General features: G+C 69.7%; 10 protein-coding genes. 2 read left to right on the top strand and 8 right to left on the bottom strand.

Annotated features, from left to right (window positions below; genetic code table 11):
• Positions 1 to 6 precede the first annotated feature (6 nt).
• The 8 genes from ABD292_RS32790 to ABD292_RS32755 all read right to left on the bottom strand — a co-directional run bounded on the left by ABD292_RS32790 (position 7) and on the right by ABD292_RS32755 (position 11,776).
• Entirely contained in the window at positions 7 to 1,533 is a 1,527-nt protein-coding gene (locus ABD292_RS32790) for an amidohydrolase family protein (protein WP_344214184.1), read from the bottom strand.
• 37 nt (positions 1,534 to 1,570) lie between these two features.
• Positions 1,571 to 2,518, bottom strand: a complete 948-nt coding sequence (locus ABD292_RS32785) for an Lrp/AsnC family transcriptional regulator (RefSeq protein ID WP_344215041.1) — start codon at positions 2,516 to 2,518, stop codon at positions 1,571 to 1,573.
• 185 nt (positions 2,519 to 2,703) lie between these two features.
• Positions 2,704 to 3,738 (bottom strand): rhamnogalacturonan acetylesterase, encoded by a 1,035-nt coding sequence (locus ABD292_RS32780; RefSeq protein WP_344214182.1) that lies wholly within the window; start codon positions 3,736 to 3,738, stop codon positions 2,704 to 2,706.
• Positions 3,739 to 3,829: 91 nt separating this feature from the next.
• On the bottom strand, positions 3,830 to 5,812 hold the full coding sequence (locus ABD292_RS32775) for a family 43 glycosylhydrolase (protein ID WP_344214180.1): 1,983 nt from the start codon (positions 5,810 to 5,812) through the stop codon (positions 3,830 to 3,832).
• A gap of 25 nt (positions 5,813 to 5,837) precedes the next feature.
• Positions 5,838 to 7,151: an ABC transporter substrate-binding protein gene (locus ABD292_RS32770; RefSeq protein ID WP_344214178.1), complete on the bottom strand. Its 1,314-nt coding sequence runs from the start codon at positions 7,149 to 7,151 to the stop codon at positions 5,838 to 5,840.
• A gap of 23 nt (positions 7,152 to 7,174) precedes the next feature.
• Positions 7,175 to 8,002: a carbohydrate ABC transporter permease gene (locus tag ABD292_RS32765; protein WP_344214176.1), complete on the bottom strand. Its 828-nt coding sequence runs from the start codon at positions 8,000 to 8,002 to the stop codon at positions 7,175 to 7,177.
• Positions 7,995 to 8,903, bottom strand: a complete 909-nt coding sequence (locus tag ABD292_RS32760) for a carbohydrate ABC transporter permease (RefSeq protein WP_344215039.1) — start codon at positions 8,901 to 8,903, stop codon at positions 7,995 to 7,997. The genes ABD292_RS32765 and ABD292_RS32760 overlap by 8 nt, the downstream gene beginning before the upstream one ends.
• A gap of 5 nt (positions 8,904 to 8,908) precedes the next feature.
• A complete protein-coding gene (locus ABD292_RS32755) occupies positions 8,909 to 11,776 on the bottom strand; it encodes a glycoside hydrolase family 2 TIM barrel-domain containing protein (RefSeq protein ID WP_344214174.1) in 2,868 nt (955 codons plus the stop codon).
• Positions 11,777 to 12,189: 413 nt separating this feature from the next.
• Here ABD292_RS32755 and ABD292_RS32750 point away from each other — a divergent pair, with 413 nt between their 5' ends.
• Positions 12,190 to 13,242: a LacI family DNA-binding transcriptional regulator gene (locus ABD292_RS32750; protein WP_344214172.1), complete on the top strand. Its 1,053-nt coding sequence runs from the start codon at positions 12,190 to 12,192 to the stop codon at positions 13,240 to 13,242.
• A 17-nt stretch (positions 13,243 to 13,259) separates the two neighbouring features.
• Complete coding sequence (locus ABD292_RS32745; RefSeq protein WP_344214170.1) at positions 13,260 to 14,369, top strand: Gfo/Idh/MocA family protein; 1,110 nt, start codon at positions 13,260 to 13,262, stop codon at positions 14,367 to 14,369.
• The last annotated feature ends 46 nt before the right edge of the window (positions 14,370 to 14,415 follow it).

The raw sequence follows: 14,415 nt of genomic DNA, 5'->3' as shown, positions 1-14,415 counted from the left end.
CTCCGATCAGAACGGAGTGCCGGCGCCGAGGCGCTCGCGCTCCTCGGCGACCAGGTCGCGTACTTCCGCGCGGAGCCGGGCGGCGTCGAAGACGACGCCGGCCTTGATCGTGTGGGTCACCCCGCCCACGCGGGCGGGCGTGCCGTCGGGTGCGACCCGCAGGTGGCCGTGGCCGTACAGGGTCTTGAGGTTGGCGAGGGGGTTCTCGGCGGTGACGAGAAGGTCGGCGACCTTGCCCGGCTCCAGCGTGCCGGTGTCCGCCAGTCCCAGCAGCGCCGCGCCGTTGGCGGTCGCACACTGGATGATCTCCAGCGGGTGCAGCCCGGCCTCGCGCATCAGCTCCATCTCCTCGATGAGGCCGAAGCCGTACAGGTTGTAGATGAAGCCGGCGTCGGAGCCCAGCGTCAGCCGGCCGCCACGCAGGTAGAAGTCACGGACGAAGGCCATCCACAGGCGGTAGTTCTCCTTCCACGCCACTTCCTCCTCGGTGCCCCAGTCGTGGAAGAACGAGCCGTGGCTGGCGGGCGAGGGCTGGAAGAAGGCCCAGGATTGCGGGGCGGAGTAGTCGCGGTGGTACTCCCGGCCGCCACGGGCGCGGGCTGCGTCGCGGGCGGCCACGTACACCACGAGCGTCGGGTCGAGCGTGGTGCCGAGGGCGACGAGCTCGTCCAGGGTCTCATCCCACACTCGCGAGCCGGGCTCGGCGGCCTCCCGCCACAGGCGGCCGAGGTAGGCGAAGCGGTCGTGCTCGTCGTTGTAGTTGTAGGTGGCGGGAAAGCGCTGGATGCGGCGGTCGGCGAACATCGCCTCGGGCAGGCCGTAGCCGTGCTCGATGCTCGTCAGGCCCCACCGCGCGGTCATGAGGGCGTTGACGCGGGCCACGTCGGAGGCGGCGTGATGGCAGGCACTGCCGATGCCGAGCCGCTTGGCCTCGGCCAGCGCGGCCTGGAAGATCTCCGGTGGCGCGCCGAAGAACTTCACTCCCTTGGCGCCCTTCTCGGCCGCCTGCTGCACCCACTGCTGGGCGTCGTACGGCGTGCGGAAAGGCTCGCCGCGCTCGCCGCCGAACGCGGCGTAGGGCACGATGCGCGGCGCGGTGATCTCGTTGGCCTCGCTGCGGGCCGCCTCGCGGACGGTGAAGCCCACGCCGTTGCCGATGCAGCCCGGCTCGCGGACGCTGGTGATGCCGTGGCCGAGCCACAGCTTGTACACGTAGTCCGCGGCCGGCGCCTGCTCGGCCGTCCCGATGTGGGCATGGGCGTCGACCAGCCCGGGGAGCACGTAGTGCCCTTCCAGGTCCAGGACGACATCGGCCTCCTGGGTGGTCTGCCCCATCTGTGTGATGTCGGTGATGCGGCCGGAGGAGACGATCGCGTCGATGCGGCCTTTCTCGATCACGACGTCGGCCGGGCCGTAGGCAGGGCCGCCCGTGCCGTCGATGACGGTGACGCCGCGCAGCACCAGGCGGCGGTAGGGGCCTTGGCCGGAGCCGCTGCCGGTGCCGGGCTTGATCTGGCTGAATTTCGGGGTCATGGATTCCTCGCTGGACGACGGGGCGGGGTGCGCGTGATCACGTTCGTACGCCGGTCCTCTTGTAGGCGCGCAGCACCAGGGAGACGTCGGCGGCGAGCAGCCCCGGCGCCTCGGCCAGCGGCCCGTCGAGCAGGGAGTACAGGTCGGTCACCGAGGAGTGGACGGAGTAGCCCAGGACGTTCGACGGGCCGGTCACGACGTACAGGGCGCGCAGCGCCGGTTCCGCCGAGAGCCGGCGCAGCACGGCCGCCAGGTCGGCGGGGCGCACGCCGAGGGTGAACCTGGACTCCGCCGGATAGCCCAGTGCCGCCGGCGGAACGTCCGCCCGCACGTGCAGCGCGCCTGCCTCGATCATGCGGGTGAGGCGGCGCTGGATGGTGGTCTCGTGGACGCCGAGGGCTCGCGCGAGGCTGGACAACGGCGCCCGTACGTCGGCGCGCAGCGCCTCGGCGATGGCCAGGTCGGTCTCGTCCAGGGGGCTCACGACCTCGGCGCGCAGCCCCTCCTCCGCTCGGCGGCGCAGTTCGGTGCGCCGGCCGTCGGGGTCCCAGTCGACGGCGGTGAACAGCAGCCGCAGGGCGATCTGGGTGCGTACGCCGGTCACTCCGTCGAGCGCCCCGAACTCCTCGGTGACGACCTTGTGCAGCGCGGTCGTGTCGGGCGCGACCAGGTCGGTCACCACATCGGCGCTGCCGGAGGTGACTGCCACGAACCGGGTGTCCTCGCGGGCGGCGAGCGCGCCGGCGACGGCGTCGCTGGTGCCCGGCCGGCAGGACAGCTCGATCTGGGCGTCCAGCCAGCCGTGCACGTTCTCGTGCATGACGGCTGCCGAGAAGGTCAGCGTGCCCTCGTCGCGGAGCCGGTTCATGGTGCGCCGCACGGTCCGCTCATCGGCGCCGAGTTCCGCGGCGAGGGCTTTGAGAGGTGCTCGCGGCGCGCGGCGCAGCGCGATCACCACTGCCCGGTCAAAGCCGGCCAGAACCATCACTTGTGCTCATTTCCTGCATCAGATCAGTTAGAGATGCGTTATAAGTGCGCCTTCACTTCCAGTCGTGCCAATATCCTGCACATGGCCAGGAGATGTCAATATTGTTCTGCGGCCGCGCCAGAGCGCGCGGTCCAGCGGGCACGGGTGACCCCGGCGCGGTCGCCTTAACAGGTGAAGCGCTTTCAGCGCAGGTGACGGGCCAGCGACAGCCGTTGCTCGCGCACGCCTTGCAGCACGAGGTCCGCCATCATGGCGGCGCCGTACTCGGAGAAGTGGGTGTTGTCGGTGACGCCGTCGGTCTCGGCGGTCAGGTAGAGGCGGCCGGAGTCGGCCGGGCCGAGGGACTCCAGTAGGTCCTCGCTCTTCGTGGTGAGGTCGATCAGCGGTACGGCCTCGGCGGTCGCAACCGCGCGCATCTCGGCCGGCAGGTCAACACCGAGCGAGTTGACGTGCAGGGCGGTGGCGGTCAGCGCGGCCCCGTCGAACAGCCGCCGCACCGGCGGCGTGACCAGCACCGGCACTGCGCCGCGCGCGCGGACCTGGCTGACCAGCGAGGTCAAGTTCGCGCGATAGTCCGCTGCGGTGGTGGCCTTGTCATTGTGCCCGAACTGGATCAGCACCAGGTCGCCTGGCTGGAGCAGCGGTCGCATGGCCGGGAAGAGCTGTGGGTTGGCCAGGAAGCTGCCCGAGCTCTCTCCGGAGTCGGAGTAGTTCGCGACGACGGCGCCCGCGCGGATCCGCGAGGTCACCGTCTGGCCCCACCCGGTCCACGGGGCGAGGAACTGGTCGCACACCGTCGAGTCACCGGCCAGGTAGACAGCGAGCGGCCGGGTGGCCGGCGTGACGGTCAGGGCGGACAGCCGCGGCGCGGCGCCGCCGAAGGTGAGCGTGAGGCCGTCGGTTCCGGTGCCGCCCTGCCCGGTCGGCTGCCCTTCGGGTATCCGAACGTTGACGGTCGCGGTACGGGTCGGCGTCCCGTTGCCGGTCCCGGCACCGAAGATCAACCGGCGCGCCTCGACGGAGAGGGTGGTTCGCGCCCCGAGCCTGACGCGGAGGTCGTAGTTGCCGGGCGGCACGTCGTAATGGCACACGATGGGAGCGGTCCCGGTACAACCGGCGGGTAAGGCGGCGGCCTGCGCCGGTGGGATGGCCAGGACGGTGGCGGCCGTGAGCGCCGCCACGGTCGCGATGGTGAGGAGATTGCGGCTTACGGTCATGATCCTGCTCCTTGCGAAGGTCCAGACCGGGCGACCGGCCGTTCCCCTGCGTGGGAAACGGCCGGCGCCTTCCGGTCAGAGGAGGAAGCCGTCAACGCTCGCGTACGAGCGTGAACGCGTCGACCGAGAGGGTCCGCCCGCCGGTGCTGTCGGCGGCTTCGACGCTGATCCGCATCTGTCCGCCGGTCAGGCGCAGATGCCGCAGCTCGCGGGGCTGCCAGCCCTCGGTGGGCTGATTGAGGTCGAGGACGTAGTTCTCGTGGCGGCCGCCGGTGACGCGGACGCGCGCGTGGTCGAGACCGCCGGCCGTCTTGGCCTGCAGCGTGAGCCGGTAGGTGCCGCGCGGTAGCGCGTTCTCCTGGGACAGGGAGCTCGTCGCGGGTTCCGTGCCGCCGAGGGTGGCGGCGAAGCGGGTGGAGCCGGCGCCGGGTGAGGTATTGGTGATGGTGCCGGTCCCGGTCCAGCCGGTGAGCTGCTTGACGATGACGCGGTCAGCGGCGAACTCCGGGTTGAGGATGTGGTTGTTGTCCGTGCCCGGCCTCCACTTGCCGGTCTCGGCGTTGAGCCGCCAGTGGCTGAGGGAGTGGAAGAGCAGGCCGTCCTCCGCCTCGGACAGCGGCAGCCACTGGTTGTAGCCGATCCCGTTCCAGGCGAAGTCGGCCCAGCGGTCGCCGGCGTAGATGACGGTGCCCTTGACGTTGACGAAGAAGCCGCTCTGGGTGACGTGGCTGTAGTCCCGTTCGGTGCCCGGCAGCACGTACTCAGGGGTGTAGTCGCCCATGATGTCGCCGGTCTTGGACTTGATCAGATAGGTCGGTGAGGTGTTCCAGCCGTGCAAGGCGGAGGTGGCGACGTAGTAGTGGCCGTCGTGCTTGAACATCGCGTTGCCCTCGCGTCCGGCGGGGACGTAACCGATCAGCTTGGCGGGTTCGACGCTCAGGGAGTCGGCGTCGGAGATCTTCGCCACGTACGAGCCGGTGCGGCCGGCCCTGTTGGAAAAGATCAGGTAGTCGCTGCCGTCATCGTCGGTGAACACCGTCTGGTCGCCGGTGCCCGAGGTCGGCGAGTTCTGGATCTGCGGCTGGATATTGGCGTAGGTGAAGTCGTCCGTGGGCGAGTCGCCCTGCAGGAACAGGACGGACTGGGCGGTGTTGCCACTCTGGTCGTCCAGCGCGTTCTTCATCTGGATGAGGACGGTGTACTTGCCGGTGTTCTCGTTGTACGCGACCCCCATCCGGCCCATCCACGAGGTGTCGGCCAGGTTCGTCATCCGAGAGAAGGTGCCGGGGGCGACATCCTTGGACGGGGGGATCCACACAGGCGTCTGAGCCGTGGCGATGTTGTTCTCGAAGGTCCAGTGCACCAGGTCCTTGGAGGAGTAGCTGGTGATGGCGACGAACGTGGCGTCCCGGTCGTAGGCCTTGGTCGGGCTCTTGTAGTACAGCTCGGCCCCGACGTAGCGCACCCCGTACCAGTAGTAGGTGTCGCCGAACCGGAAGATGCCGCCGCCTTGCGAGTAGATAGGGTTGCCTTGCGTGTCGTGCCAGAAGGTGTCGTTGCGAATGTCGGCGAAGCGTCCGTCGGAGAGCGGCACCAGGCCCGCCGCCGCGTTCTGGAGGGCGTTCTTCGCCTGCACGACGGTCGCGCGGGTGGCCTGGTCGTCGGCGAGCACGGATTCGGCGGCGGCCAGCGCGCGGAAAAGCGGTGTCCAGGACTTGCGGGTGTAGTCGGCTCTCTTCCTGGTCCGGTAGGTGGTGACCAGCTCGCGCAGGCCACGCGTCATCACCAGGCTGTCGGCGGCGGCGGCCAGTTCGGTACGCGCGGCCTCGCGCTGCTCGGGTGTCGGGGAGCCGGTGAGCAGGTCGGCGGCCCGCCGGCGTACCGGTTCGAAGGTGTGCCAGGAGCCGGCGGTGTAGTCGGCGGCGACGGCGCCGGCCAGCGAGCCGTACAGTTTGTCCAGCTCGTCGGCGGTCGTCTGCACGGCCTGCGTCCGGGGTGCGGCGGTGGCGTGCGACGCTGGGAAGGCCACCATCGAGGCGGCGAGGGCGACAGTGAGAAGGGCGCGTAGTGTCATGTGCGTTCCTTGCGCTCGCTGGCCGTCAGGCGGCGTCGATCTCCGCCTGCAGTTCCTTGATGAATCCGGCGGCGGCCTGCTGCGGGGTCGCGCGGCCGAACAGGACCTCCTCCGTGTAGCGCTTGACGATGGCCTCGCTGCTGCTCGCGCCGTTGGGGGTGGCCCGTGGCGCCGGGCCGACCTTGAGGCTGCTGAGGTAGTCGGCGGCGGCCTTGTCCTCGGCGGTGAGCTTGGGGGCGATGACCTCGCGGACCTTGGTGTTGGCCGGTACGCCGCGGTCGGCGAGCAGGATGGCGCCGGCCTCCTGGCTGTTGACGAAGAAGTCGACGAAGGCGGCGGCCTCGGCGGCGTGCTTGGAACGGGACGAGATCGACAGGTACATCGACGGCTTGTAGTAGGGGGCGGGCGTCTTGGCCTGCGCCTCTCCGGGGATCTTGAGCAGCTTGAGCCGCTTGCCGCTGGCGGCGGCATACGAGGGCAGCTGCGTGTTCCAGCAGGTGGCGAAGGCGCAGGTGTTGCTGGCGAGGAGGGTCTGCTCGAGGCTCGCGCTGGCACGCTCGACCGTGACGGACGGGGTCGGCGCGATGCCGGCCTTGGCGAGGTCGGCGAGGTACTGCCAGAAGTCGGCGAGCACGGCCGGCGGGATGACGACCTTGCCCTGCTCGTCGTACAGTGCCGCGCCGGCCTGTCTGGCCCAGATGTTGACCCCGCCGGTGTCGAAACCCCACGATCCGACGCCGACCACCTTGCCGCCGCTGGCCTTGGAGACCTGCGCCCCTACGGTCTTGAGGTCGTCCCAGGTCCAGGTCGAGTCGTCCGGCAACGCCACCTTGTACTGGTCGAGGAGGTCCAGGTTGGCCACGAATGCGTAGGCGGCCAGGCCGGTCGGCAGCCCGTACTGCTTGCCGCCGATCTTGCCGGTGCCGAGGGCGTTGGGGTCGATGCCGGCGGTGTTCAGGTGCTTGGCGGCGGTGCCGAGGTCGAGCAGCGCGCCGCGCTCGGCGTAGGAGGAGATGTAGAGCTCGTCCATCTGGATGATGTCCGGGGCGTCGTTGGCGGCGACGGTGGTGGCCAGGCTGTCCCAGTAGCCGTTCCAGTCCTTGAACTCGCCCTTGACGGTGATGTTCGGGTGCGCCTTGTGGAACAGGTCGATCACCTGCTGGGTGCGCTTGTGCCGGGCGTCGGAGCCCCACCAGGTGAAGCGCAGCGTCACCGGTTCCTTGGACAGTTCGCCGGAGGCGCTGCCGCCTCCTTGCCCGCAGGCGGTCAGCAGGGCGCCCGCGCCGAGGCCGGCCATCGTGGCCAGGGCGGAGCGGCGAGAGAACGCAGGTTGCATCATCGGATCCTTCTCCTTGGGGGGTGTCACTTGATGCCGGTCGTGGCGATGCCCCGGATGAGGTAGCGCTGGCCGACCAGGAAGGCGAGGAAGATCGGTGCGAGGGAGACGACGCTCATCGCGAACATGGAGCCCCACGAGGTGGAGACCGTGGCGTCCACGAAGGAGCGCAGCGCGACGGGGACGGTGTACATCTCGGGATCGGTGAGGTAGATGAGCTGGCCGAAGAAGTCGTTCCAGGTCCAGATGAAGGTGAAGATCGTGGTGGTGGCCAGCGCCGGCAGCATCAGCGGCAGGATGATCCGGCCGAAGATGCGGCCGTGGCCGCAGCCGTCGATCCGGGCCGCCTCGTCCAGCTCGCGCGGCAGCCCGCGGATGAACTGCACCATGAGGAAGACGAAGAACGCGTCCGTGGCCAGGAACTTGGGCACGATCAGCGGCAGGAAGGTGTTCACCCAGCCGGCCTGGGAGAACATGATGTACTGCGGCACGATGAGCACGTGGATCGGCAGCATGATGGTGCCGAGCATGATGGCGAACCACAGCTTCTTGCCGGTGAACTCCAGCCGGGCGAAGGCGTAGGCCGCCATCGAGCAGGAGACGAGGTTGCCGATGATGCAGCCGAGCACGACGATGGCCGAGTTCAGCAGGTAGTGCCCGAAGGGCGAGGCCAGCGCGTTCCAGCCTTCGCCGTAGTTCTGCGTCCGCAGCCCGTCGAGCACCAGGCCAGGCGAGCGGAAGATCTCGTTGCTGGGCCGCAGCGAGCTGACCACCATCCACAGCACCGGGTAGAGCATGATCAGCGCGAGCAGGATGAGGGCGGCGTGCTTGCCCGCCTTGCGAAGGTTAATCATGGTAGTTGACCCAATATTTGGCGGCCCAGAAGTTGATGGCGGTGAAGCCGGCGATGATGACCAGCAGCAGCCAGGCCAGGGCCGAGGCGTAGCCCATGTCGAAGTTGCCGAATCCGCGCTGGTACAGGTAGAGCGTGTAGAACAGGGTCGAGTCCGACGGGCCGCCGCTGCCGCCCGAGACCACGAACGCCTGGGTGAAGGATTGGAAGGCGTGAATGATCTGCAGCACCAGGTTGAAGAAGATGATCGGTGACAGCAGCGGGATGGTGATCTTGTGGAACTGGGTCCATTTGCTCGCGCCGTCCACGGCGGCGGCCTCGTAGTACATGGCGGGGATCTGGCGCAGCCCGGCCAGGAAGATGACCATCGGCGCGCCGAACGTCCAGACGTTGAGCAGGATCAGCGTCCACAGCGCGGTGTCGGGGTCGGAGATCCAGCCCCGGCCCTGGATGCCCACCAGGGCGAGAGCCTGGTTGACCAGGCCCTCGTCACCGAAGATCTGCCGCCACAGGACGGCGATCGCGACGCTGGAGCCGACCAGCGACGGCAGGTAGAAGACCGAGCGGTAGAAGGCCAGGCCGCGCAGCCCGCGGTCGAGCAGCATCGCCAGGCCAAGCGCGGCGGCCAGTTGCAGGGGCGCGGAGACGAGCACGTAGAGGAACGTGACGCCGAGCGCCCTGTGCAGCCGCTCGTCGGAGAGCATGCGGGTGAAGTTGTCCAGGCCGTTGAACTCGGGGGGCTGGATCAGGTTGTAGTCGGTGAAACCGAGGGCGAAGGAGGCGGCGATCGGTCCGGCGGTGATGAGCAGCAGCCCGGCGAACCAGGGCAGCAGGAAGACGAACGCGGCCTTGTTGTCCCGTTTCCCGCTCGGGACGGCGTCGAGTCGCTGGAACTCGTCGATCGCGCTCACTCGGCCTCCCGGTGCGGTTCGAAGCGGAGCCGGAAGGAGGCCGACCTGACGGGCCGGACGTACTGCGGCAGGACGCCAGGGCCGCAGGAGGCCGAGCCGAGGCCGTACTGCTCCAGATCGAGGTTGAGCCACACGTGCTCGCCGGGGCTGAGATCGATCGGGTGCCGGGCGGCCTCGAGCTGTTCGCTGGTCCAGCGGCGCGCCGTGAAGTCGAACGTGGGCGCGCCGCGCACGGTCATGACCGCGCCGGCGGCGTCGTACAACGTCAGGTGGCGTACGTCGGAGCGGTTGCCGTTCTCCTGGGGCATCACGTACGGCGTCTGCAGGTCTTCGATGCTCGCCTGGTAGCGGCCGATGAGCTGGGAGCTGCTGGAGTCGGGGTAGGTTTCGCCGGGCCCGCGCCCGTACCAGGAGACGCGCTCGACGGCGGCGGGCAGGCCGAGCCGGATGCCGAGCCGGGGCAGGGGGCAGGTCCAGTCGCCGATCGGCTCGATTCGCAGGTGCAGGTCGAGGCCGGTGCCGTCCAGGGTCCAGGTCCAAATGTTCCTGATCGCCAGGTCGCTGGCCGCGGCAGCGGTGCGGACAGTGACGCGCAGCTCCGTGTCGTCGCTTTCGAGGTCTTCGAGGCGGTCGTGCAGGCGGTCGAGGCCGTGTGCGCGCCATTGGGGTTCGACGGCCGGCCCCCACCAGCCGAGGTCGTTGTCGATCGGGGCGCGCCAGAGGTCGAGGCGGGGCGGGACGAGCGGCGTGCCCGCCAGTTCGAGGAGCCTTCCGCGCTCGTCGAAGCGGGCCCGCACGGGTGCCCCGTCGCGGCGGCGGGGGCGCGGCGCGGCCTCGCGGACCTGCCATTGCCCGGTGGCGACCTCGTGACCGCGACCGGCCCATGCGGTGTCCTGGGCGAGGATCGCGCGCAGGGTGAGCCAGGCCTCGCCGGTCAGGGGCGGCGGTTCGGGGAGCTGGAGGAGTGCCTCTCCCCCAGCCGGGATCTGCGGCAGGCCGAGGACGCCGTGCGCGCGCTCCTCGCCGTCCTCGGTGAGGGTCCACGTCACCGTGAGGTCGTCCAAGCCGGTGTGGTCGCGCAGGTTGCGCACCCGTACCCCGATGTCGGCCCGCTCGAAGCGGATCGGTTCGAAGACCTTCTTCAGCTCGAGCAGCCCCGGGGAGGGCGTGCGATCGGGGAACAGCAGGCCGTCGGCCACGAAGTTGCCGTCGTGCAACTCCTCACCGAAGTCGCCGCCGTAGGCGAAGAACTCCCGCCCGCCGGCGTCGGTGGTGCGCAGGCCGTGGTCGATCCACTCCCAGACGAACCCGCCCTGGCAGCGCGGGTGGCGTTCGAACAGCTCCTGGTACTCGGCCAGGCCGCCGGGGCCGTTGCCCATGGCGTGCGCGTACTCGGCCAGGATGAACGGCTGCGCCCGGCGGCGCACGTCCAGTGCGGGATCGGTGAGCGGTGGCTCCTCTCCCCTGCCGATGGCCTCGACCTCGGCGTGGGTCAGGTACATGCGGCTGTAGACGTCAACATGCTGGGCGGTCCAGTCGCGTTCGTACAGCAGCGGCCGGGTGGGGTCCAGGCGGCGGGCCTCGGTGGCCATGGCGGCGATGTTGGAGCCGGAGCCGCACTCGTTGCCGAGCGACCACATCACGATGCTGGGGTGGTTGCGGTCGCGGACCACCATGCGGTGCATGCGGTCGACCAGGGGCTCCTGCCATCGCTCGTCGTCGGTGGGGTTTCCGGCGAGGCCGCCGTCCCAGTCGTCGAGGAAGAAGCCGTGCGTCTCGAAATCGCACTCGTCGATGACGTACAGGCCGTACTCGTCGCACAGGTCGAGGAAGCGGGGGTGGGGCGGGTAGTGGCTGGTGCGTACCGCGTTGATGTTGTGCTGCTTCATCAGGCGGACGTCGGCGAGCATGGTGGCCTCGTCGAGGGCGCGCCCGTGGTCGGGGTCGAACTCGTGGCGGTTGACGCCGCGGAACAGGACCCGCCGGCCGTTCACCTTGAGGACGCCGCCGGCGATCTCGACGCGGCGAAAGCCCACCGCGAGGTCGATGGTCTCGGTGCCGGAGGACAGGGTGCCGTGGTAGAGCCGGGGTGATTCCGCCGTCCACGGCTCAACCTCGGGTATCAGGATCCGTTCACCGGCGGGGGCGTCGATGCCGAGTTCCGGGATGCGCACCCGGGCCGGCACGTCGGCGGTCACCTGCAGGATGCCGGTGCCCGCGTCGTAGTCGGCCAGGACGCGGTGGTCGCCGATCGAGCCGGGCCTGCGCAGTTCCAGGACGACGTCGCGGAAGATGCCCGACAGCCACCACATGTCCTGGTCTTCGATGTAGCTGTTGGCCGACCACTGCAGCACGCGCACTGCGATGATGTTGGTGTGGCCGGGGCGGATCGCGTCCGTGACGTCGAACTCGTTCTGCAGGCGGCTGCCGCTGGTCGTACCGGTCTCGTGACCGTTCACCCAGACGCGCGCGAAGGAGTCCACGCCCTCGAAGCGCAGCACCACCCGGCCATGCGACCATGCGGCCGGCACGTCGATCGAGCGCACGTAGTCGCCGGTGGGGTTGTCGTCGGGGACGTGCGGCGGCTCGATGGGGAATGGGTAGCGCTGGTTGGTGTAGATCGGCCGGCCATGGCCGCGCAGCTGCCAGTGCGACGGCACGTCGATGCGGCCCCAGCCCTCGGGGGCGCCGTCGAGGAAGTCGGCGGGCGTCTCGGGAGCCGTCGAGTAGCGGAACGACCACTCGCCCGACAGCAGGATGCGCGGCGTGTCCGAGCGGGCCCAGGCGCGGGCGGGCAGGCGGTTCGATCCCGTCTCGTACTCGGTGTGCTGCCGGGCCGCCGACCGTACCGGGGTGTACGTCATGGTGCTGCTTCTCCAGACGTGCCGACGCCAGGACAGTTGGTCATGGAGGCTCCTTCGCTCTGACATATGGCTAGCGGGTACAGGCGCCGGGGCTGAGCCGCTGATGCCGGGCGGCTTCTCGGTCGGAAGCCGCCCGTGCCGGATTGATCGCCAGTCGGAAAGCGCTTTCCAAACTGGCACACCAAGGCGGTGGCGTTTTCTGGGGACTGTCCGCGGAGGCGGCTCGCTGACGCGTGGAAGTGAGAGTGACGGGTGATTCTTCGCGGTTTGTGCACGGCGGCGGCCACTGCTGTAACCGGTCACAGCCGAGTGTTGAGCGATGCTAGCGAGTGGAATCGAGTTTTCCAAGTGTTGACAGGACGGCAATATAGGCGTTTCCTGTGACCGGTTACAGGCCACGAGGAGGCATTCCCTTGCAAGACCCCCCGGCGGAGACCCCCTCCCCCGCGTCGCCACGCAAGCGGCCCACCATCCGCGACGTGGCACGCGAGGCCGGCGTGTCCTACGCGACCGTGTCGCGCGTGCTCAACGGCGGTAAGTTCGTCGGCGAGCAGGCCAGGCGCGCCGTGGAGGAGGCCGTAGCGCGTACCGGCTTCACCGCCAACACCCTCGCCAGGTCCTTGGCGACCGGCCGCTCGGGGTCGTATGTCTTCCTGCTCACCGAACCGCACCAGTTGCTGTTCGACGATCCCAACTTCGCCGTGCTCCTGCGCGGCGTCGCCCGCGCCCTGTCGGACCGGCGGCTGTCCCTCGTCCTCATGTTCGCCAGCAACGACGTCGAGCGCGAGCAGTTGCTGCAGTACGTCCAGGGCGGTCACGTCGACGGGGTCATGCTGGTGTCCTCGCGCCCCGGTGATCCGTTGTTGTCGCAGCTCATCCAGACCGGGATCCCGACCGTCGCATGCGGGCGGGTGCTCGGGTACGAAGGGGTCATCAGCAGTGTCGCGGCCGACGATTTCGCCGGTGCCCGCTCCGTGGTCGAGCACCTGGCGGCCACCGGCCGGCGGCGGATCGCGATGATCGCCGGGCCGCCGGACATCGGTGGCGCGGTCGACCGGCTCAACGGCTACCTCGCCGCGCTGGAGAAACACGGCCTGCCCCGGGTCGACTCCCGCATCGTCCCCGGAGACTGGAGCGTGGAGAGCGGCCGCGAGGCCATGCGCGCCCTCCTGGAGGCGGACCCCGATATCGACGCGGTCTTCGCCGCCAGCGATCTCATGGCCAGCGGAGCGCTGACCGCCCTGCGACACGCGGGACGTGACGTGCCCGCGGACGTCGCCGTCGCAGGGTTCGACGACACAGGGCTGGCCGAGCGGGTCGACCCGCCGCTGACGACGGTCCGCCAGCCGTTCGACCGGATCAGTGAGGAGATGGTCCGGCTCATCTGCGATCCCGAGGTCAACCGGTCGCCTCTGTCCATCACCGTGTCCACCTCGCTGGTGGTCCGCGACTCCGCCCCTTACTGATTCGAGGAGTTGAAGGGTTGTCACCATCGCCCACCCACCGGGCCGCGATCGTCGGCACCGGAGGGATCGCCCATGCGCACGCCCAGGCGATCGCCGCCACCGGCGGCAGGATCGAACTCGCCGCCGTGGCCGACGTGGACCTCGGCCGCGCCAAGGAGTTCGCGGGCAGGTGGAACGCCCCACAGGCGTTCTCCAGCCTGGCCGAGCTGCTGCGTGACACCCAGGTGGACTTGATCCATCTGTGCACGCCGCCGAAGCTGCACGCGTCCCAGGCGCTCGCGTGCCTGGAGGCGGGCGTCACCGCACTGGTGGAGAAGCCGCCCACCCTGTCGCTCGCCGAGATCGACACGCTGATCGAGGCCGAGCGGCGCACCGGGGCTCGCGTCGCGACCGTGCTGCAGCACCGCTTCGGCGCCGGCGCCGAACGGTTGCGGCGCCTGCACCAGGCGGGTGACCTCGGCCGCCCGTTGCTCGCCACCTGCGCCACCCAGTGGTACCGCGACGAGGCGTACTACGCGGTCCCATGGCGTGGCACCTGGGAGTCGGAGGGCGGCGGCCCGACGATGGGGCACGGCATCCATCAGTTCGACCTGCTGCTGTCGGTCCTCGGCCCGTGGCGCGAGGTCACGGCCGTGGCCGCTCGGCAGGTGCACGCCGTGGACACCGAGGACGTGTCGATGGCGCTGGTGACGTTCGAGAACGGCGCGGTCGCCACCGTCGTCAACTCGGTCGTCTCACCCCGGCAGACCTCCGAGCTGCGCTTCGACTACGAGCGTGCCACGGTCGAGGTCGAGCACCTGTACGGCTACACCGACGAAGACTGGACCGTCACTCCGGCACCAGGTCACGACGCCGTCGCGGAGATGTGGGCGCGGGACCGCAGCACGGTGCCGAGCAGCCACGACGGCTGGCTCGCCGCCGTGCTCGACGCCCTCGACCAGGGCCAGGCGCCGCCGGCGACCACCGCTGACGTGCGGCGGACGATGGAGTTCATCGCCGCCCTGTATACTTCCGCCTTCACCGGCGAGCGGGTGCGCAGCGGGCAAATCACCCGCGACAACCCGTTCGCGCGGACGATGGAGGGCACCGGAGCGCCCTGGCCGAGAGCGCGAAACGCCCGATCATGAGCCATCGTCGGCAGCCCGCTGTGGCGGCACCCGGACGGCTCCTTCG

Source organism: Nonomuraea bangladeshensis (assembly GCF_039529455.1).
GTDB classification, from domain to species: Bacteria; Actinomycetota; Actinomycetes; order Streptosporangiales; family Streptosporangiaceae; genus Nonomuraea; species Nonomuraea bangladeshensis.
This window is presented reverse-complemented; position numbering and strand designations above follow the sequence as displayed.

What these genes read in the sequence shown, in the direction of transcription:
- ABD292_RS32770 (WP_344214178.1), bottom strand. Translation starts at nt 7,151, where the DNA reads ATGATGCAACCTGCGTTCTCTCGCCGCTCCGCCCTGGCCACGATGGCC.
- ABD292_RS32775 (WP_344214180.1), bottom strand. Translation starts at nt 5,812, where the DNA reads ATGACACTACGCGCCCTTCTCACTGTCGCCCTCGCCGCCTCGATGGTG.
- ABD292_RS32785 (WP_344215041.1), bottom strand. Translation starts at nt 2,518, where the DNA reads ATGGTTCTGGCCGGCTTTGACCGGGCAGTGGTGATCGCGCTGCGCCGC.
- ABD292_RS32780 (WP_344214182.1), bottom strand. Translation starts at nt 3,738, where the DNA reads ATGACCGTAAGCCGCAATCTCCTCACCATCGCGACCGTGGCGGCGCTC.
- ABD292_RS32790 (WP_344214184.1), bottom strand. Translation starts at nt 1,533, where the DNA reads ATGACCCCGAAATTCAGCCAGATCAAGCCCGGCACCGGCAGCGGCTCC.
- ABD292_RS32755 (WP_344214174.1), bottom strand. Translation starts at nt 11,776, where the DNA reads ATGACGTACACCCCGGTACGGTCGGCGGCCCGGCAGCACACCGAGTAC.
- ABD292_RS32765 (WP_344214176.1), bottom strand. Translation starts at nt 8,002, where the DNA reads ATGATTAACCTTCGCAAGGCGGGCAAGCACGCCGCCCTCATCCTGCTC.